This window comes from Desulfovibrio sp., from assembly GCF_009712225.1.
GTDB lineage: Bacteria > Desulfobacterota > Desulfovibrionia > Desulfovibrionales > Desulfovibrionaceae > Desulfovibrio.
This window is the reverse complement of sequence record NZ_WASP01000005.1, coordinates 319,600-340,480: the sequence shown is the minus strand read 5'-3', so window position 1 is coordinate 340,480 and position 20,881 is coordinate 319,600. Positions and strand designations below refer to the sequence as shown.

The 20,881-nt window shown below is 60.9% G+C and carries 14 protein-coding genes; 7 read left to right on the top strand and 7 right to left on the bottom strand.

Features of this window, described 5'->3' with window-relative positions; all coding sequences use genetic code 11:
- Positions 1-112 precede the first annotated feature (112 nt).
- Together F8N36_RS05320 and F8N36_RS05315 are read right to left on the bottom strand one after the other, a co-directional pair.
- Positions 113-1,447: a homoserine dehydrogenase gene (locus F8N36_RS05320; RefSeq protein WP_291331761.1), complete on the bottom strand. Its 1,335-nt coding sequence runs from the start codon at positions 1,445-1,447 to the stop codon at positions 113-115.
- A gap of 319 nt (positions 1,448-1,766) precedes the next feature.
- Positions 1,767-2,948 (bottom strand): aminotransferase class I/II-fold pyridoxal phosphate-dependent enzyme, encoded by a 1,182-nt coding sequence (locus F8N36_RS05315; protein ID WP_291331760.1) that lies wholly within the window; start codon positions 2,946-2,948, stop codon positions 1,767-1,769.
- Between the two features lie 334 nt (positions 2,949-3,282).
- Here F8N36_RS05315 and mtnA point away from each other — a divergent pair, with 334 nt between their 5' ends.
- From mtnA to F8N36_RS05300, 3 genes are read left to right on the top strand one after another with little or no spacing between them, the layout of a single operon-like run.
- Positions 3,283-4,389, top strand: coding sequence for an S-methyl-5-thioribose-1-phosphate isomerase (gene mtnA, locus F8N36_RS05310; RefSeq protein ID WP_291331759.1), 1,107 nt, complete (start codon positions 3,283-3,285; stop codon positions 4,387-4,389).
- A gap of 9 nt (positions 4,390-4,398) precedes the next feature.
- The gene (locus tag F8N36_RS05305) at positions 4,399-6,405 is read left to right on the top strand and encodes a TIGR04326 family surface carbohydrate biosynthesis protein (protein ID WP_291331758.1); all 2,007 of its coding nucleotides are present in this window, start codon (positions 4,399-4,401) and stop codon (positions 6,403-6,405) included.
- On the top strand, positions 6,402-6,875 hold the full coding sequence (locus F8N36_RS05300) for a C-GCAxxG-C-C family (seleno)protein (RefSeq protein ID WP_291331757.1): 474 nt from the start codon (positions 6,402-6,404) through the stop codon (positions 6,873-6,875). Before F8N36_RS05305 ends, F8N36_RS05300 begins: the two co-directional genes overlap by 4 nt.
- 111 nt (positions 6,876-6,986) lie before the next feature.
- On the opposite strand, the gene F8N36_RS05295 is transcribed toward F8N36_RS05300, so the two are convergent.
- From F8N36_RS05295 to F8N36_RS05275, 5 genes are all read right to left on the bottom strand, one after another.
- Positions 6,987-7,214, bottom strand: coding sequence for a hypothetical protein (locus F8N36_RS05295; RefSeq protein ID WP_291331756.1), 228 nt, complete (start codon positions 7,212-7,214; stop codon positions 6,987-6,989).
- 119 nt (positions 7,215-7,333) lie between these two features.
- Positions 7,334-9,382: a methyl-accepting chemotaxis protein gene (locus F8N36_RS05290; RefSeq protein ID WP_291331755.1), complete on the bottom strand. Its 2,049-nt coding sequence runs from the start codon at positions 9,380-9,382 to the stop codon at positions 7,334-7,336.
- A gap of 259 nt (positions 9,383-9,641) precedes the next feature.
- Complete coding sequence (thrC, locus tag F8N36_RS05285; protein ID WP_291331754.1) at positions 9,642-11,087, bottom strand: threonine synthase; 1,446 nt, start codon at positions 11,085-11,087, stop codon at positions 9,642-9,644.
- A gap of 152 nt (positions 11,088-11,239) precedes the next feature.
- The gene (gene plsY, locus F8N36_RS05280) at positions 11,240-11,854 is read right to left on the bottom strand and encodes a glycerol-3-phosphate 1-O-acyltransferase PlsY (protein WP_291331753.1); all 615 of its coding nucleotides are present in this window, start codon (positions 11,852-11,854) and stop codon (positions 11,240-11,242) included.
- Positions 11,855-12,035: 181 nt separating this feature from the next.
- Positions 12,036-14,186 (bottom strand): ribonuclease catalytic domain-containing protein, encoded by a 2,151-nt coding sequence (locus F8N36_RS05275; protein WP_291331752.1) that lies wholly within the window; start codon positions 14,184-14,186, stop codon positions 12,036-12,038.
- Positions 14,187-14,393: 207 nt separating this feature from the next.
- Between F8N36_RS05275 and F8N36_RS05270 the strand changes: the two genes are divergently transcribed.
- The 4 genes from F8N36_RS05270 to F8N36_RS05255 all read left to right on the top strand — a co-directional run bounded on the left by F8N36_RS05270 (position 14,394) and on the right by F8N36_RS05255 (position 20,823).
- On the top strand, positions 14,394-16,235 hold the full coding sequence (locus F8N36_RS05270; RefSeq protein ID WP_291331751.1) for a cache domain-containing protein: 1,842 nt from the start codon (positions 14,394-14,396) through the stop codon (positions 16,233-16,235).
- 14 nt (positions 16,236-16,249) lie between these two features.
- Positions 16,250-17,392 carry an NADP-dependent isocitrate dehydrogenase gene (gene icd / locus F8N36_RS05265; protein WP_291331750.1) on the top strand — a complete coding sequence of 381 codons (1,143 nt, stop codon included), beginning with the start codon at positions 16,250-16,252 and terminating at the stop codon, positions 17,390-17,392.
- Positions 17,393-17,602: 210 nt separating this feature from the next.
- Positions 17,603-18,298, top strand: coding sequence for a LysE family translocator (locus F8N36_RS05260; protein WP_291331749.1), 696 nt, complete (start codon positions 17,603-17,605; stop codon positions 18,296-18,298).
- Between the two features lie 233 nt (positions 18,299-18,531).
- Entirely contained in the window at positions 18,532-20,823 is a 2,292-nt protein-coding gene (locus F8N36_RS05255; protein WP_291331748.1) for a hydratase, read from the top strand.
- The last annotated feature ends 58 nt before the right edge of the window (positions 20,824-20,881 follow it).

The following is a 20,881-nucleotide window of genomic DNA, read 5'->3' as shown; positions in this document are numbered from 1 at the left end:
GGGGGGCGGGGGGGGAACCCCCCCCCCCCCACGGCATTGTCGAGCACCGGTTCCCGCCGTGCTGCCGCGTAATCGAGCAGCTCCGGCGAGACATATGGTTCGTCGAAAAGTATCATGCTCCTCCCAACACGCGGAAGTACACCGCGGGTTCCTTGAGCAGGCCTGCGTCCATGGTGCGCTGCAGCGCGTCGCTCATGGCACGGGCCGTGGTTTCGTGGGTCATGAAGACCAGCGGCACGCCGTTGCCTTCGTCACTTTTCTGGATAACCTGGGCCATGCTGATGCCCTCGGCGGCCATGCAGCCGGAAAGGTCGCGCAGTACACCGGGGGTGTCCTGCACCATGACACGCACATAGTAGCACGAGCGCCATTCTTCCGGCGGCACAATGGAGGCCTTGGGCAGTTCCTTGGTGACAAAGCCGGTGTTGTTGGGCCGCTCGTCGCGGGCAACGGCCAGCAAATCGCCAAGCACGGCTCCGGCGGTGGGCAGGTCGCCCGCGCCGCGCCCGTGGAAAAACAGCGGACCCGATGCGTTGGCGTCCACGCGCACGGCATTGTACACGCCGCCCACGCGGGCCAGCAGAAACTTGTGGTACACAAGGGCAGGAAACACGCCAGCCTCAAGCCGGATATTGTCCTCGCCCTCGCTGCCCTCGGCATTGCGAACCTCGCGCACCTGCCCGATGAGCTTGATACGGTAGCCAAATTCGCGCGCAAGGCGGATATCCATGCCCGAGAGCCCGCGAATGCCGCGCACAGAAAGGGCCGTGTAGGGATAGTGCACCCCGTAGGCCAGACGGATAAGCAGGATGAGCTTGTGGGCGGCATCGTGGCCGTCGATGTCCAGCGTGGGGTCGGCTTCGGCATAGCCCAGCTGCTGGGCCTGCTTGAGCGCGACGTCAAAATCCATGCCGTTGCTGGTCATCTCGGACAAAATATAGTTGCTGGTGCCGTTAAGAATGCCCATGAGCGATTCAATGCGGTTGCCCGTCAGGCTTTCCTTCAGCGTTTCCACAATGGGGATTGCCCCGGCCACGCTGGCTTCATAGCGCAGAATGCGTTTTTTGCGGTCGGCCTTCTGAAACAGGGCCAGACCTTCTTCGGCCAGCAGAGCCTTGTTGGCGGTAACGATGTGCTTGCCCTGGTCGAGGGCGCGGTCGATGATGGTGCGGGCGTTGTCGATACCGCCGATGAGCTCCACCAGCACGTCGATTTCGGGATCATCCGTAAGGGCGCGGTAGTCGGTGGTCAGTTCTGTTCCGGCGGGCAACTGGGCGCTGCGGGCCTTGGTGGCGTTGCGCACCAGCACCTTTTTGAGCACGATGGCGCGGCCGCAACGGCGGCGGATAAGGTCGGCATTTTCGTCGAGCAGGCGCACAAGACCGCCGCCCACCGTACCAAATCCCGCAAGGCCTACTACCAGGGGTTTTTCGCTGTTCTTCGTCATGTCGCCTCCAGATCTGCTGCCTAACCCCGGTCTGTCCGCCGCGGGCCTGCGCGGTTGTTGGCCGTGTGCGGCCTTATGGTTGCTGCGGCGGGGCCGGAAATACTCCCGACCCCGCCGATTTCAGTCACTTCATTTTCTTGCTGTGTATTTTGCTGGAGCCGCAACAGTCCGGAACCTGCTTTGCCATCCAGCGAATTATTGCTTTCCGGCAAGGAAGGCGGGCTTTTTATGCAGGGAGTGTACCCAGACGGTACTCGACCGGAATAAAAAGACCACCTGACGCCGCCGGAAACAAAAAGGCGCGGAGGGCGAAACAGTTTTAGTCGGCGACGCCCGACAACAACCGCCGCATGCTGCTGATGGCCTGCCGCGTGCGGTGCTCGTTTTCAATCAGGGCAAAACGCACGTATTCGTCGCCGTACGAGCCAAAGCCCAGACCCGGCGAAACGGCCACGTGGGCTTCCTGCAGCAGCAGCTTGGAAAATTCCACAGAGCCCATCTTGCGGAAGGGTTCGGGAATGTGCGCCCACACAAACATGGTCGCCTTGGGCGAAGGGGTTTCCCAGCCGATACGGTTGAGACCTTCGATAAGGCGGTCACGGCGTTCCTGGTACACGTCGCGGATCTGGTGCACGCAGTCTTCTGGACCGTTGAGGGCCACGGTAGAGGCAATCTGGATGGGCTGGAACATGCCGTAGTCGAGATAGCTCTTGATGCGGGCAAGGGCGTGGATGAGGTCCTTGTTACCCACGGCAAAACCCACGCGCCAGCCGGGCATGGAATAGCTCTTGGACAGGGAATAGAATTCCACGCCCACGTCCTTGGCACCCTTGGCCTGCAAAAAGCTGGGGGCCTTGTAGCCGTCAAACACCAGATCGGCGTAGGCCAGATCATGTACAACCCAGATTTTGTGTTCCTTGGCGAAGTCGACAATCTTCTGGAAGAATTCCAGATCCGTCACCTCGGTGGTGGGGTTGTGGGGGTAGCAGATAAAGAGAACCTTGGGCTTGGGCCAGGCCTGACGCATGGCTGCCTCAAGATCTTCAAAAAAATTACGGCCAGGGCCGATGGGCACGCTGCGCACGTCTGCGCCGGCGATGATGGGCGCATACTTGTGGATGGGGTAGGTCGGATCGGGCGCAAGCACCACGTCGCCGGGCTCAAGAATGGCCAGCGAAAGGTGGGCGAGACCTTCCTTGGAACCCAGGGTCACAATGGCTTCGCTATCGGGGTCGAGCTGCACACCGTAGTGGCGGGCGTAACGATCACAGATTGCCTTGCGCAGGTTCGGAATACCGCGCGAAAGCGAGTAGCGGTGGTTCACCGGCTTTTGTGCTGCCTCAACAAGCTTGTCGACGATGGGTGCGGGCGTTGCTATGTCCGGATTGCCCATGCTGAAGTCCACGATGTCGATATTCTGCCGACGCAGCCGCATTTTTAGATCTCCCACCACCGCAAAAACGTAGGGAGGGAGGCGGCGAATCCGCGAAAACTCTTCCATGTCTGATAGCTCCTAAGTTGATCGACATGCAGTCTTTCCTATGTAGCCGCGGCAAGGTCACGCCCGCACAGCGCGGGCATGGACTCCGCCCTGTCGCTCAGCCGCACAGAAAGCCCGTGCGCCTTCAGCGCACTCACAAAGCGCCAAAGACGATTTTGTCATGCCGCAGCATAGCCAGCCGTGCGCCTGTTTGTAAAGCATTGCGCGGCGCAGAACCCCTTGGTGCGGCATGTTTTTTTGCGCCGTTTCCGGCGCGGGGTCTCCCACGGCGCTTTGCCTTCACCCAATTCTAGTGTACCATTGGGAAATAGATTGAAGCTCTACGGAGGAAACTATGGAAGACCACATTCGCTTTGACAGACAAAACCTCGCGCTCCATCTGCTTGATCAGCGCGTTCTGCCAGAGCAGGAGGCGGACATAGTTTGCCGCAATACCGATGACGTTATTTACGCACTGCAAACCATGGTGGTGCGCGGTGCTCCTGCTATCGGCGTTACTGCGGCCTGGGGCTGTGCCCTTGCCCTCAACGAAACAGTCGGGCCCGACTGGGCCACCCAGCTCGAGGAGCTTCTTGACCGGCTGGCAAACGCCCGCCCCACCGCCGTAAACCTGCGCTGGGCCGTTGACCGTATGCGCAAATGCTGGTGGAAGGCCATGAACAACGGCGGCGGCGACCGCCTTACCCTGCTGCCCATTTTTCTTGACGAAGCGGCAAAAATGCAGGCCGAAGATGTGGAAGCCTGCAAAACCCTGGGCCGTTTTGGCGGCGAATGCCTGCAGGACGGCGACTGCGTGCTGACCCACTGCAATGCCGGGGCGCTGGCCACGGCTGGTTACGGAACGGCGCTTGGCGTCATTCGCGGAGCCATCGAGCAGGGCAAGCGCATCACGGTCATTGCCGACGAAACACGTCCATTTCTTCAGGGCGCGCGCCTCACGGCCTGGGAACTGCACAAGGACAACATTCCCGTTACCGTGGCCTGCGACAATGCCTGCGCCCTGCTCATGAGCAAGGGCATGGTGCAGCGCGTGGTAGTGGGCGCAGACCGCATTGCCGCCAACGGCGACGCTGCCAACAAAATCGGCACCTATGGCGTGGCCCTGCTGGCCAAGCATTTCAATATTCCCTTCTACGTGGCCGCCCCGCTCTCTACCATCGACCCCACCACCCCCGACGGCAGCGGCATACCCATTGAACAGCGCCCGGAACGCGAAGTCACCCACGTGGGCGACAAGCGCCTTACGCCCGAGGGCGTGCCCGTGTACAATTTTGCCTTTGACGTAACCCCGGCAGAGCTCATTACCGGCATCATCACCGAAAAGGGCGTGCTGCAGCCGCCCTACGGTCTTGCCATCTGGGCGGCCCTGAACGAGGCCAGCGCCGCCCCTGAGGCGGAAGACATCGCCAAAGCCGCAGATACCACAGGTACGGGGCGCTAGGGACTCAGCATGAAAGAGCTTGTTCTTGTCATAGGCCCTGCCTTGCCCGAAGCCGCGCGCACCCTGTGCACTGCGCCTGGATACGGCCCCAGCGGCAAGGCCGAGAGCGAAACCGGCGGTGCGCTGCCCGAACGCGTTATTGTCCACTGGGACGGGTGGGAAGCACCCGAAGGCGAAATTTCGCTCTCTGCCCGCCTGCGTGACGAGCTCACGCAGATCCGCTCCGAGCACATGACCTGGGCGCACGATATGGGCCGGTTGCGCGTGGGCGGCAGCGAAATACAGCACTGGCTCTGCGGCGGAGACAAACTTTCCATGTGGTGGTGTTCGCTTTTGTACGAGCGTCACCCCAAGATGACTCCCGGCCTTTACACTGTGTACAAGCTGCGCGCTGTAGAACGCCTGATGGACGAGGGCGGTTTTGCTGCCCTGCGTGTTTTTGGCGGCGATGCCAATCTGCGTGGCGCGCTGGCCAGCATGTGCCGCACAGGCCACCGACAGTTTACCGAAAACTGCGACACCCCCACCCCGCCAGCCCCGGCCAAAAGCCTGCTGCGCAAGATTTATGACGCCACGCCGCCTACCCTGCGCGCTCTGGCGCGCTACGCCTACTGGTGGTGGACCGTACGTCGCCTCATGCCGCCGGTTGCGGCCAACAGCGCCCTGCCGCCCACCGAAGGGCAGGCGGCCACCATTGCCACCTATTTTCCCAACATCGACATGAAGGCGGCTGAAAAAGGCCGCTTCCGCAGCCGCTACTGGGAAAGTCTGCACAACGCGCTGAATGAAACCGCCGGACAGGCTGGCGAAGGCACGAGCAAGCATTTTGTGCGCTGGCTCTTTATCCGTTTTCCTGCGCCGCAGCTCAGCCTGGCCCAGTGCCTGGCCCTGCGCGACCGGTTCAGGCGCGAGGGCAAGGACGGCGCAAGCTTCCACTATCTGGAAGAGTTTTTGACCACCGGCGATCTCGTGGCTGCCCTGTTCCGCTACGCCCGCCTGTGCGTGGCCAGCCTGCGCGTTGAAAAGGACGCCCGTGCGGCCTTCCATTTTGCTGACTCGCACCTTGATTTCTGGAGCTATCTCGGCCCCTACTGGGCTGAGTCGTTCCGGGGCTGGCGTTGCCTCGAACGCTGTCTGCAACAACGGGCATTCAGGCGTTATGCCGCCATGACCGGCGAGCAGCGCTGGACGCTGTTTCCGCTGGAAAACTGCCCCTGGGAGCGCATGCTCACCCAGGCTGTACACGATGCGGGCAACGGCCCGGTCATCGGGGCCCAGCACTCCACCATACGCCCCACGGACTTTCGTTTTTTTGACGATCCGCGTACCTTTCTGGGCGATCTGGCCGCCTTTCAGCCCGACGCCGTGCGCGGCAACGGGCAGTCGGCCTGCACTCAGTGGCGCAAGGCGGGGGTACCTGGCAAAAGACTGGGTGAGGTTGAAGCCCTGCGCTATCTCTACCTTGCCGACAACGGTGCGGAACCGGCCAAACAGGATCAACCGACGGCGGAAGGCGCAGATCCTGCACACCGCCAGCTTTTGGTCGTAACCAGCTTTTTTGCCGACGAAACCGAGGCCCATCTGGCCCTGCTGGCCCGGGCACTGCACGCGGGCCTGCTGGACGGATGGGATATTCGTGTAAAGCCGCACCCCTATCTGCCGGTTCAGGAACGCCTCAACGCCCTGCTTGGCCGCCGCGCGCCCGAGGTGCAGGTTGTGGACGGCCCCATTGCCGACCAGCTCGTGCCCGGCGTTGTGGTGTGGGCGTCCAATTCTACCACCGCAGCACTGGATGCCGCCATCAAGGGCCTGCCAGTAGTAGCCATGCTGCCCACAGACGATTTTGACCTTTGCCCCTTGCAAGACGTGGAGAGCCTGCCCCGCACAGGCAGCGTGGACGATGTTGCCCGCGCCCTGCAAACCGCCGCGCCGCTGCGTCTTCCGCCCCAATATCTCGATCTGGACGTCGATCTTCCCCGATGGAAAACACTGCTTCACCTGAGAGGAAATTCATGAACACGCGCGACAGAGTGGCCGCCCTTGTGCGCCACTATTATTGGGACAGGGACCTGAACTGCGCACGCACCACGCTGCGTTGCGTTGAAAGCATGCTGCAGGAGCCTCTGCACCCCCAGGTGTACACGGCTGTTGTGGGTTGCCATGGCGCTGGCGGCACTGGCGGCCAGTGCGGTCTGGTGGAAGGCGGTCTGCTGCTCATCGGCCTGCACGGCGCAGAGCTGGGCAAGGACGAAGGCGACATTGTGGATCTGTGCGCCAGCTTTGCCACCCAGTTTACCGAGCGCTTCAGCAGCCTCGCCTGCAAGGATCTGCGCCCCGGCGGCATCCACCCCAATGACCCGCCGCATTTGTGCGAACTCATCACGGTAGACGCCATATGTTTTTTGCATAACTTCCTTGAAGAAATGACCCATTCATCAGAACCCAACCGCAGAAAAACCGCCTCTGGAGCTGATACGGCTGAATAGGGAGCGTAATTCTGCCTTTGCGCACCTCGCACGCCATTATAATGCACAAGGCGGTCAGGATTAGCCCCCTGAGCGCCTTGTGGTAATATTTCTGATCGCAACAGTATGTATTCAGCGCCTGCTATCAAAAAAATTCTTCTGGTTCTTCACGTCGCACAAAAACGCGCCCCGGCGGACGGCCACAATGCGCGTTTCTTCTGGTTCTTCAGGCCTTGAGGGCATAACTGCACGGGTAAATACCGCGCTGTGCTGGTACGAAACCACGGGCAGCGTTTTTTGCGCCAGATGCGGCTCGGCCACCAGTACACAGCACCGCACAAAACACAGGGTGCGCCGCATAGCGCCTCCTGCTTCAGGCTATTTGGCGCTCACCCCATACACATCTGTATTTTGCAAGACTGGCAGTCATGCCGTGCAGGACCCCGCCGGAGCAGGGCCCTGCGCGAGAGACGCTATCATCAGTTGTCGCTTCCCGACTTCATGTTGGCAATGAGCCCGCGCAGCACCTGGGCCTGCTGGGCCATCTCGGCCACCGCCCCGGCAGAATGCTGCATGGCCGAGCTGGTTTCCAGCGAGATGCGGTTCACGTCTTCAATGGAACGGTTGATCTCTTCGCTGGTGGCCGACTGTTCTTCTGCCGCCGTGGCGATGGATTGCACCTGCTGGGCCGTGGCGTCCACAAGCTCGACAATTTCGCGCAGGGCTGTGCCAGACGTACCCGCGAGCTCGGTGGTGGAATCTATCATGCCCACGACCTGATCCACGTTACCAACATTTTTGCGGGTTCCGTTCTGGATGTCGCGTATGGCGTCGCCCACTTCCTTGGTGGCGGTCATGGTTTTTTCCGCCAGTTTGCGCACTTCGTCGGCCACCACGGCAAAACCGCGCCCGGCCTCGCCAGCGCGTGCAGCTTCGATGGCGGCGTTAAGGGCCAGCAGGTTGGTCTGGTCGGCGATGTCTGAAATCACGCCCAAAATCTGCCCTGTGCTTTCAGCCTGCTTGCCGAGCGTGGTCATCTCTGTTTTCAGTTCCACGGCGCTGGTCTGGATACGGCTGATGTCTGTAACCACGCGGGCCACCACGTCTGCGCCGCTCTCGGCCTTGCCTTTGGCGTTTTTGGCAGAATCCGCCGCCTGACCGGCATTGCGCGCAACTTCAAGTACGGTGGCGTTCATCTGCTCCATGGCGGTGGCGGTTTCGCCCACGCGGGCGGTCTGGCGCCCTGCGCCACGGCTGGCCTGTTCCACCTGGGCGGCCAGCTCTTCAGATGCAGAGGTCACGGCTTCCACCACACCCTCGAGCTCGGTGGCCGCGTGCAGCATGCCCTCGGCCTTGGCGTGCTCGGCAGCAATACGGGCCGTCTCGGCTTCTTCCCTGGCCTGGGCCGCGCGGGCCGTTTCTGCCAGCGCATGAGCACTCTTTTCGTCAGCCTCTGCAATTTTGGCCTTGAGGCTGCCCACCATGACACGCAGGCTCTCGGCCAGACTGCCGATTTCATTGCGCAGATTGATGGACAACTCGGCATTCAGATTGCCACCCGCAACACCCGAGGCAAAGCCCTGCAGCTGCCGCAGGGGGCTCACAACGACTTTTTCGAGTGCGAACAGGCAGATACCCACAAGAGCCAGAATGGTAATGGCCCCGATAATCAGCATGGCATTGCGCTGGGCAATGGCGGGGGCCTCAACCTCTTCGCGGCTGATGCTCACACCAACGCGCCAGTTCCAGTTTGGGGCGGCGTCCCATGCCAGCATGCGCTGCTCGCCGTCACGCACAAATTCCACACCGCTGCCCGTTTCGGTCTTGACCATTTCGCGCACGCCCGGTTCGGCATCCATGTTTTTGAGTATAAGCTCGCTGTTGGCGTGACTGATCACAACGCCCTGCGGCGAAACCACAATGACACGGCCCGTCTTGCCCAGGGTGATGGCGTTGAGATTTTTGGTGAGGCCATCAATGTCGTAAGACATGCCCACGCCGCCGATGGGCTTGCCATTGGCGTCAAAAATGGGCGCTGTGACGCTGACGATAAGTTTGCCGGTGGCAAGGCTTTTGATCGGCGCAGAGCTGTAACCGGTCTTGCCCGCCAGTGCGGCCTTTATGTATTCGCGCTCCGCCAGATTGCTGAGCTTACCCAGCTTGCCCTGAGCGCAGGTAACAACCTGTTTGCCTGCGGCGTCAAACAGATACAGCGTGTTGATCTCGGGCGCTGCCTGTGACATGGCCGCCAAAAACACTTCCGTACCCTTCTGGTCTTCGCCTGTCAGCAGAAATTCACGCAAGCGGGGCGGCTTGGAAACGCCGTTGACGAACATGCCGAGCTGGGTTCCAAAATCGCCCAGAGATTTGGCAACAGTGTCGGCTGTAAGATCCATCTCGTGGGTACGCGCCGCAAGATTTGCATCGTCGCCCATGCGCGTTACCACAACAACCAGAGCCGACTGCACTGCCAGCACCACGAGGCTGATCACCAGCAACATGGCAGTTCTGATACTGCGAAAAAACATAAAGCGTCCTTTTTCGTAAAAAGCCTGTCGTTCTAAACAACGTCGAACCAGAGGTTCCGGTTCGGCGGCTTTTTTCCAATGGGAGCGAAAGATCTTCAACAGAGCAAAACCGTGGAACCGGCATGCCCGCACAGAATACAGGTATTCGATATGTCTGCAGACCTGCTTAACATGCACCTTTCACAGCCCAAAACAAAAGCGGCGACGCAACAGACATGCGCCGCCGCCACCGATTTTATCGGCTTTCAAAAGAATAACTTTATTTCTTCTGCAAAGAAAGTCTTTCCGCTACGGCATCCGCGCCCATACGGGCGAACTCGGCCACTTCGCGGCCTTTACGGGCACTTTCGGGCAGCAGAAGTTCGGGCTTGTTGGCCAGGCTTTTATCTGGCTTCACGCCGTATTCGGCAGGGAAGGAATCATTGAAGTACATGTCCTGGAAACCGGCAAACTTGAGGGCATGGGCCGTAGCGTCAAGCACGGCGTGCTCCTTGTCGCTGATAAGGCCAAGAGCCTTGGCGTTCATGAGGCCAGCGAGGCATTCACCGCCCTGGGTACAGGCGATGTGGCCGTGACGGTTGGCTACAATCATGGCGTCCATGATCTGCTGCTCGGTCACGCGCACAACCTGAAAGGCATTTTCGCCGCCCTTTTCAATGAACATTTCTGCCAATTTGCGCACACGCGGGAAGGACACGGGGTTGCCGATCATGGCGGCCTGGGCAACGCTGGGCGTTACCGTAACAGGCTGCCAGTGGCGCGCGCCCTTGGGAGCATCGTAGTAGCGCCATACAGGGTCGGCATGCTCGGACTGCACGCCAAACACGCGCGGCAGCGCACTGATGATGCCAAGCTCGAGCATCTTCAAAAAGCCGCACATGATTGCCGTAATGTTGCCCGCGTTGCCAATGGGCACAAAGAGGCAGAGATCGGTCATGTCCCAGCCGTACCACTGTGCGGTTTCGTACGCGTACGATTCCTGTCCCAGAATGCGCCAGCTGTTCTTGGAATTGAGCAGGGCCACGCGATAGTTTTCGGCCAGCAGCTCAACCACCTTCATGCAGTCGTCAAACACGCCGGGCAGTTCCAGCACGGTGGCACCGCTGCCAAGGGGCTGCGAAAGCTGCTGGGGCGTGACCTTGCCGTGGGGCAACAGCACAACACTCTTGAGGGGTGCGCCCACATACGAGGCGTACAGGGCCGCAGCGGCGGAAGTATCACCGGTAGAGGCGCACACGGTCAGCACTTCGTCCCACTTGTTGCGGCGGCACAGCCACTTGAGGTAACTGAACGCGCAGGCCATGCCACGGTCCTTGAAGGACGCGCTGGGGTTCTGGCCGTCGTTCTTGTAGGCAAAGGGAATGCCCACCCGGTCGCGCAGGGCCGGGGCGGCCTCGATGATGGGTGTAATGCCCTCGCCCAGATAGACGATGTCGTCTTCATCAAGCAGGGGAGCGAGCAGCTCGTAAAACCGGAATATTCCCCGAAGCGCAGTGTTGCGGCTGGCGGAGCGGGCATCGAAAAGTTCACGCCACTCTGCGCCGCTGCGTTCTTTCAGTTTGTCAAAATCCAGGTTTTCCAGCAAAAACACGCCGCCGCACTGGGGGCAGGTGTACAGCAGGCTGTCGCCGGGGTGACGTGCGCCGCAGTCAAGACAAACATACTCCATGCGGCCGCGATAGGCCGGAAAATCCGCATGCGCCATGAGAAAAACTCCTTGATAAGTGCATCAGGCAAACAGTCTTGCCACAGGCTGTCTGCACGCCCCTGCCCGCAAAAACATTCTGCGGCAAGGGGCCCATACTGACATGTATAACGGCAGCAGAACTGCTGCCGTAAATTTGCAGGCAGCCGCAGCTAGCCTTTGTCTTCCTGCTTTTCGGCGTGCTTGCCCTTGAGCCAGCTTTTTTCCGTGCCAGCGCGCAGGCGGGCGATATTTTCCTTGTGCTTCCACACCACCACGGCGCACACGCACAGGGCCAGCGGCAGCCAGCTCCACTGGCCGGTAACTGCCAGGGCCACGGCCAGCGAAACCACCAGGGTGAGGGAGCCCAGCGAAACAAAGCCGCTGCGCCAGATAACAAGGCAGCACAGGGCCGCTGCCGCCAGAAGCTGCCAGAAAGCCAGGGGAAGGAACACGCCGATGCTTGTGGCCACGGCCTTGCCACCCTTGAACTTCATGAAGCAGGAAAACACGTGCCCCAGCACGCAGGCCAGAGCCACCACGCTCACAAACACGGGCGAAGGATTAATGCGAAAGGCCAGCCACACTGGCACAGCGCCCTTGCACACATCGCAGGCCAGGGTGGTCACCCCCCAGCCAAAACCGCACAAACGGGCCACGTTGGTGGCTCCGGTGTTGCGGCTGCCGCTCTCACGCGGGTCTATGCGGCAAAAGGTTTTGGCGATCACCAGCCCCCACGGCACAGAACCAAGCACATAGGCCAGAGCAATCCACAATACTTCCAGCATATAATTCTCCGCTGCAAGCCTTTGAAAATCCGGGCACAGCTGCCCACCACCCCTAAACAGTCCCGTTGGGACGCGTAATACCCACGTATGGCTGCGTTGCACACGTCACAACCGGCAGTGCGCAGGGCATGCCGGGGCATGCCCTCGGCAGGTCTGGGGACAGGTTCGCCCAAAGGCGGCCCTAGTCTGCCGGAACCGCTTCCAGAATCATGATTTCGTTGTACAGCGGCTGCACCTTGCCAATGCGCACATCCACGGCAAGGCCGGGGTGCGCCCGCTCGTCAAAAAGCCGTCTTTTGCCGCGCACAAACATGCCCTGATCGGGCAGGCTTACGGTAACAAATGCGTCGTTTTCCTCTGTGATCACGCCGTTCCACCACACCTTGTCACCCTTCTGGCGGAAGAACAGCAGCTTCCAGTAACGCGGGCGGAAGCGCTGCACCTGCCCAGCCGCATCCAGTGCGGGCGAAAGCACGTTGAGCAGGTCAACCAGCTCGGGTTCTGTCCAGCGAGGCTGCCCGGTGCGGAAATAATGCACCAGCTGTTCCTCGTTCACCAGATCGGGATAACGCCTGAGCGGCGAGGTTACGGGCGTATAACGCGCAAGACCAAGGGCGGCGTGCGGGCGGGCCTGCACCTCAAGGCCCGATGGCGTAAGCGCGCGCATGATGCGCGTCATGTCCTGCGGGGTAGTCCAGATACCGGCGTATTCCTTGGGCAAAACCACATCCTGCACGCGGTGCAGCATGGCCACGCCGTGCTCGGCTGCCCACTGGGCAACGGCGGCACTGGCAAGAATCATCATTTCCGCCACCAGCATCTGCGCGTCCGAGGCCTGATAGTCCTGGCCCACCTCAACGCGCACCTCGGCTCCCTCGCCTTCAAGGCGAATCACCGGGTCGGGACGGTCCATTATCACCGCACCGTCGGCTATGCGGGCAGTCTGCCGCTGCCGGGCCAAAGCAAGGCCCACGCGCAGCTGTTCCGCATAGGGCGTGGCCGCGTTCTGGGGCAGGTCCTCGCCAGCGGCCTGGGCATCAAGTACGGCCTGGCTGTCCACATAGGTGAGGTTGGCGGCAAGCGTGGCTTGCACGACAGAAATCTCGCAACCGCCAAGTGTGCCGTCGGCCGCCACGTGCACCAGCACGCGCAGGGCGGGGCGGGCCTGATCGGCCAGCAGCGAATAGGCGTCGGTGCCCAGCACCTCGGGCAGCATGTGGCAGTCGCCCTCGGGCAGATAGATACTTGTGCCACGGTGCAGCACTAGCTTGTCCAGCGGCCCGCCAAAATTCCAGAACAGTGAGGGGCAGGCCAGCATGAGCGTGAGCGCCCATCCGTCGCCCTCTGCCTCTACATGAAAGGCATCGTCCACATCGCGGGTGGTGGCGCTGTCTATGCTGATGCAGGGTTGGTCGCAGGTTGCAAGCGCGCCATCGGGCCACTGTCGGACAAAGGCCTTGGCAGGATCACGGCCCGCATCGGCCAGGGCCGCCACCTCGTCGCAGCAGTCGGTCCACCAGGCATCGCCCGGTGCATAGCCCGCGCGGTCGAGCCAGAAGTTGTAGTGGGCGGGCACCTTGCCCCAGGCCACCAGCAGTTGCAGGGGCAGGTGCGGCACATCGGGCAGGCCCTTGCTCAGGGTGCGCCAGATGTTTTCGTATTCCTGACTTTCAGGATCCGTCATGCGGGCAAACAGCACTTCCTCAAGGCGTTCGGCCACTTCCTGCGGCGGCCATTCGCCAAGAGAAGCCCCCTCGCGCGGGGGCTGGGGCAGCTCGCGCTTGCGGCAGGCAACCTCCCACAGCAGACGCAAAAATGCCGCGCCGCCAGCAGCGAGTGATTCGCGCTCAAGACGGGCTTTTTCTTCGATCAGGCGTTTTTTAACCATATCGGCAGAAAAAACCTGAAAATCCGGGGGTTGAAAGCGAAAATGACTTTTACAGGCCAGCAGGGCGCGGCCATAGGCAGAGACATGGTCGGTGTTGGGGTCGCTTTCAAAAAGCTCGGCAAACCAACTGGCAGGGGCAAGCTCCACTTCGCCCTGCGCCAGTTCCCACACGTCCATGACAGGTATCTGTGCGGCCAGATCCTCGCGCGTGTTTTTGTGCGCTTCAAGCACGCGCACGGCGTCTTCGCGTCCCATGTCTGCCGCGTGCAAAGGTCCAAGCCAGGGCAGCAGGCGCGAGGAATTCAGGCGCGTTTCCCTACGGTTGGGCAAGAGCAGCCGCAAACGGCCTCCGGCCTCTTCAGTGACCAGGGCAATCTGTACGGCATTGCCTTCCAAATATTCCACCACGCAACCCGGTGCCGGGTAGCGTACACAATCAGACATGCCCGCTCCTTCAGGAAAACGCGCGCCCGCTCCCCTATAGATCGGCGCGCTTGCAGCCAACGACAATCCTTTATTTTTGGTTTTCTGGCAAGTGTTGCCGGGGCCAGGGCGCTGTGCATACTGGACGCAAGGGCTGTAAACCGCTATATTAGCGGCTTACGGCAACAATTTATACCGCGCGGCCACCGCGCGACAGGGCGGAACCCAATGAGCAACGTTATTCACCAAACTGGAGGCAGCCGTACCCTGGTCATGCAGGAGCCGGAAAAACCGCAGCTCTACCGTGAGCTTTTCCCCTACACCAGTATTTGCCGCACCTCGTTTGACGAGGTTCTGCTGGCCCCCCGCCCCGCAGAACAGATGCGCATCACCGACACGACCTTTCGCGATGGCCAGCAGGCCCGCCCCCCCTATACGGTCAAGCAAGTGGCAAAGATGTTCGATTTTCTGCACAGGCTCGGCGGAAAAACCGGACTCATCACGGCTTCTGAATTTTTTCTGTACTCGGCCAAAGACCGCAAGTGCATTGATGTGTGCCGCGCCAGAGGCTACCGCTTTCCGCGTGTGACCGCCTGGATTCGCGCCACCAAGGACGACCTCAAGCTCGCCCGCGACATGGAATTTGACGAAACCGGCATGCTCACCAGCGTTTCGGACTACCATATTTTTCTCAAGCTGGGCAAAACCCGCCAGCAGGCCATGGACATGTACGTAGGCATGGCCGAACAGGCCCTGGAATGGGGCATCATTCCCCGCTGCCACTTTGAAGACGTAACCCGAGCAGATATCTACGGTTTTTGTCTACCCCTGGCCCAGCGGCTCATGGAGCTCTCGCGCCAGAGCGGCATGCCGGTCAAGATTCGCCTGTGCGACACCATGGGTTATGGCGTGCCCTACCCCGGCGCGGCGCTGCCCCGCTCGGTGCAACGCATTGTGCGCTGCTTTACCGACGAGGCTGGCGTACCGGGCGAATGGCTTGAATGGCACGGGCACAACGACTTTCACAAGGTGCTGGTCAACGGCGTCACCGCCTGGCTGTATGGCTGCGGCGCGGTCAACAGCACGCTTTTCGGCTTTGGCGAACGCACGGGCAACACCCCGCTTGAAGCCCTGCTGATCGAATACATTTCGCTTACGGGCGACGACGCCGCCGCCGACACCACCATTCTGAGTGAAGTTGCCGAGTTCTTTGAAAAAGAACTGCACTACCGCATTCCCAACAACTATCCCTTCGTGGGCCGCGACTTCAACGCCACCAGCGCTGGCGTGCACGCCGACGGTCTGGCCAAGAACGAAGAAATTTACAACATCTTCGACACCAACCATCTGCTTGGCCGCCCTGTGCCCATCATCATTACCGACAAGACGGGCCGCGCCGGTGTTGCCTACTGGATCAACGCCAACCTGAATCTGGCCAGCGACCAGCAGGTTTCGAAAAAGCACCCCTCCGTGGGCCAGATATACGACGCCATCATGGCCGTATACGAAGAAACAGGCCGCACCACCAGCTTCTCGCACGAAGAAATGGAAGCCCTGGTGCAGCGCTTCATGCCCGAGCTCTTCGCCTCCGAATACGACCACATGAAGCAGCTGGCTGGCGAGCTCTCTGCCAACATCATCATTCGCCTTGCCCGCAGCAGCGACCTGCTGGACTTCAGCAAGCACGCCTGCGCGCGGCTTGACGAATTTGTGCGCGAATATCCCTTTATCCAGTACTGCTACCTTACTGACGATCAGGGCAAACTGCGCTGCTCGGCCATCACCGACCCGGTATACAAGGAAACCTACGAGGCCCTGCCCATCGGCTACGATTTTTCGCAGCGCGAATGGTTCAAGATGCCCATGAAAACCGGCGACCTGCACATCATGGATGTGTACCAGTCGCACTTCACGAGCAAGCTCATCATTACCGTTTCATGCGCGGTTACTGATGAAAAAGACAATATCAAGGGCGTCATTGGCGTGGATATCCAGCTTGAACAGCTCCTCAAACGCGCGCGCGCACTTCAGCAGGAAGTGGCCGCAGCAGACGACAGCGACAACGACTAAGGTAAGGAAATTTCATGAACAAGAGAATCTACTGGATCGAAGGCGACGGCATCGGCCCCGAAATCTGGAAGGCCGCGCGCCCTGTCATTGAAGCTGCCCTTGCTGCCGAAAACACTGGCATCAAACTGGAATGGACCGAACTGCTGGCGGGCGACAAGGCCGTGAAGGAAACCGGCTCGCCCCTGCCCGAAGAAACCATGCAGACCCTGCGCACCGCAGAGCTTGCCATGAAGGGTCCCCTCGGCACCCCCGTGGGCACGGGTATCCGCAGCCTCAACGTGGCTCTGCGCCAGGGCCTCGACCTGTACGCCTGCATCCGCCCCGTGCGGCACTTTGAAGGGCTTGAAACCCCCGTCAAACACCCCGAACGCGTCAACATGGTCATCTTTCGCGAGAATACCGAAGACGTTTACGCCGGTGTGGAATTTGCCGCCGAAACCCCCGAGGCCCGCAAGCTCATCACCTTTTTGCGTGAAGAACTGGGCGTGAACAAGGTGGGCGATTCCGCCGCCGTGGGTATCAAGCCCATGACCGAAGCCGGTTCCAAGCGTCTCGTACGCCGCGCCCTGCGCTTTGCACTCGACCAGAAGCAGCAGAGCCTCACCCTTGTGCACAAGGGCAATATCATGAAGTTTACCGAAGGCGCCTTCCGCCAGTGGGGCTACGACGTGGCCGCACAGGAATTTGGTGACCTTACCTGCACGGAAAAGGAACCCGTGGCCGGTCGCCTTGTGGTCAAGGACCGCATTGCCGACGCCATGTTCCAGGAAGCGCTGCTGCGCCCCGAACAGTACCAGATTCTTGCCACGCCCAACCTCAACGGCGACTACATCTCCGACGCGCTGGCGGCGCAGGTGGGCGGCCTTGGTCTGGCACCCGGCGTCAACATGTCGGATACGCTGGCCTTTTACGAGGCAACCCACGGCACTGCCCCCACCATCGCGGGCAAGGACAAGGCCAACCCCGGCAGCGTCATTCTGTGCGGCGCGCTCATGCTTGAGCACATCGGCGTACCCAAGGCCGCCGAGCGCATCCGCAACGCCGTGAGCAAGGCCATCGCCGCCAAGGCTGTTACCGAAGATCTGGCCGGCCAGGTTCCCGGTTCGCGCGCTGTTGGCTGCGTGGAATTTGGCGATATCATCGGCGCAAACCTGTAGTATACGTGGCGCTGGCCTTAACCTCACCGGCCCGCAGATGTCGCAGAGGTGCGGACGGCGCATGCCGCTGCCTGTTTGCTGTCAGTTATAAGGGCAGGAGGAGAAAAGGAGTGTTTTACGGCTCTGCCCGGTGGTCAAACAATCACCGGGCGCAACCGCAGGGCGCTCCTTTTCTCCCGCCTGCTCTGGCCTGAATGAAGGACCACCACCATGATCTCACTGGACAACCTGCTGCTGTTTGTGCCTATGGCCGCCATTCTGGTGATGCTGCCGGGGCCGGACTTTGCCCTCATAGCAAAAATTTCGCTTATGAATGGTCGCCCGCAGGGCCAGGCCGCTGCCGTTGGCGTCGCCCTTGGCATCTGTGTGCACACCACTGCGGCCATGCTGGGCATTTCGGCCATCATCGCCCAGTCTGTGCTGTGGTTCAGCATTCTCAAATACATTGGTGCCGCCTATCTGGCGTGGCTGGGCATTCAGGCCCTGCGCGCCGCTCAGCGTGCTGGTCAGCCTGTGAGCTCGGCGGTGGTCAAAACGGCGCACCAAACCCATACCCAGGCAGATGCCACCCCTCCCGCGCAGCGCCTCAGCATGCGCCAATGGCTGCATTTTTTCGGCCAGGGCTTCTTGACCAATGCGCTCAATCCCAAGGCCGTGCTGATTTTTTTGACATTTCTCCCCCAGTTCATGGACCCGCACGCACCGCTTGCCCCGCAGTTTTTAACGCTGGGCAGCATCATGTCGGGCCTGTGTCTGTTCTGGTATGTGCCGCTGGCCTACATGCTGGGCCGCATACGGCACATTTTTGAAAACAGCCGCTTCCAGAAGTGGATGCACCGCTGTACGGGCCTTGTGTTCATTGCCTTTGGCCTCAAACTGGCCACGGCACACGCTGGAGCAGATTAACTTTGAGAATGTACATTCTCAAAGTTTTAGACACACACGTCCCGGCGCTGACCAGCGCAAACAAGTAGCGTTGCTGTCTTCATCCGTAAGGCTCACAAGCTCACCAACGGCTGAAGCTGCGTTACGCCGATACGGCGGGCGTCTGCCTATGCAGACGCCGGAGCATTTCAACTTTGAAATACTCTAGCTAACCCGCGTCGCGCCAGCGACCCGCAAACCCCTGAAGGTCTGCCATGATCGAGATTGTAAACAATTCCGTCGTGATCGACGCCAACGGCATAGCCATGGCCGAAGAAGCCCGCGCCAAGGGCGTGGATATTGAAGCCGCCCGCAGAAACAGCCTGTCCGCGCGCATTCTTGCCGCGCACAATACCGGCAAGGAAGATGATGTGCTGCGCATCCGCTTTGATGCCATGGCCTCGCACGACATCACCTATGTGGGCATCGTCCAGACGGCCCGCGCCAGCGGCCTTAAGGAATTTCCCGTACCCTACGCGCTGACCAACTGCCACAACAGTCTGTGCGCCGTGGGCGGCACCATCAACGAAGACGACCACCTCTTCGGTCTTTCCGCCGCGCGCAAGTACGGCGGTATCTTTGTGCCCCCGCATCTGGCTGTAATCCACCAGTACGTGCGCGAAATGATGACCAGGTGCGGCGGTATGATCCTTGGCTCCGACAGCCACACCCGCTACGGCGCGCTGGGCGTCATGGCCATTGGCGAAGGCGGCCCGGAACTGGTCAAGCAGCTGCTGGGCAAGACCTACGACGTGACCAATCCGCAAAAGGTTGCGGTGTGGCTTGAGGGCGCGCCCCGCCCCGGTGTCGGCCCGCAGGACGTGGCCCTTGCCATCATCGGCGCGGTGTTCAAAAACGGCTTTGTCAAAAACAAGGTCATGGAATTCATGGGCCCCGGCGTGGCGGGTCTTTCTGTGGAATACCGCTGCGGTATCGACGTCATGACCACCGAAACCACCTGTCTTTCTTCCATCTGGACCACCGACGAAAAGGTGCGCGACTACATGGCCATGCATGGCCGCGCCGAAGACTACGCCGAACTGTGCCTCGAAGGCCCCGCCTGCTATGACGGCCTGATCCGCGTTGACCTCAGCCGCATCGTGCCCATGATCGCCCTGCCCTTCCACCCCAGCAACGTTTACCCTGTGGCCGAGGTGGCCAAGCACGGCGCCGAGCTGCTGGCCGAGGTAGAGGCTGAAGCCCAGCGCCAGTTTGGCGACGCGGCCAAGGGTCTGAACATGCGCGCCAAGGTACGCGACGGCGGAGTGTGGGTTGATCAGGGCATTATCGCTGGCTGCGCTGGCGGCAACTTTGAAAACATCGCTCTGGCCGCCGCAATTCTCGACGGCAAAACAACGGGCAATCAGGCTTTCAACCTGGCCGTGTACCCCGCCAGTGAACCCCAGGGCCTCGCCCTGGTCAAAAACGGCGCAACGGCCAAGCTCATGCTGGCTGGCGCTGTGATGAAAACCGCCTTCTGCGGTCCCTGCTTTGGCGCTGGCGATACCCCGGCCCACGGAGCGCTCTCCATCCGCCACACAACCCGCAACTTCCCCAACCGTGAAGGCTCCAAGCCCTCCAACGGTCAGGTTTCCACAGTGGCCCTTATGGACGCCCGTTCCATCGCGGCCACCGCTGCCAACGGCGGCCGCCTTACCCCGGCCACCGAGCTCGACTGGTCCGCGCCCGCGCTGGCCAATGCCGACCTTTCCTACACCTTTGAGCCGCTTATCTACCACAGCCGCGTGTACAACGGCTTTGGCAAGGCAGAACCGCAGGCCGAGCTTGTGCGCGGCCCCAACATTGCCGACTGGCCGAGCATGAGCCCCCTGCCCGAGCACCTGCTGCTCCAGGTGGTGAGCGTCATCACCGATCCGGTTACCACCACCGACGAGCTGATTCCCTCTGGCGAAACCTCATCCCTGCGCTCCAACCCGCTCAAACTGGCGGAATACACCCTTTCGCGCAAAGACCCCGGCTATGTGGGCCGCGCCAAAACCGTGAACGCCCTTGAAACAGCCCGTCTTGCCAACCCCGGCGATGCCGCTTTGCTGGAAAAGGTGCGCGGTCTGTTTGCCACCTGCGGACTCGATGCGCTACAGGGCGCTGCCGATCTCAAGCAGGTGGGCCTTGGCTCCGCCATCTTTGCCGTAAAGCCCGGCGACGGCTCTGCCCGCGAGCAGGCTGCGTCGTGCCAAAAGGTGCTGGGCGGCTGGGCCAACATGGCCGTGGAATACGCCACCAAGCGTTACCGCTCCAACCTCATCAACTGGGGCATGCTGCCCTTTATTGTTGATGCCTCGCTGGCCGATACCCTCAAGGTGGGCGACTGGTTGGTGGTACCCAATGTGCGCAGCGCCGTGCAGAACGCCGACCCCTCTTTTACCGGCTACGTTGCCAGCGAAGACGGCAAGGCCCAGCAGATCAGCCTTGCCCTCAAGGAACTGACCAGCGACGAACGCAAGATCATCCTCGACGGTTGCCTGATCAACTTCTATAATAGCTAGGCTAGGGTTTTGCGGGGGAGGGACCCTTTAAAAAGGATATCCTCCCCCGTACCCCACC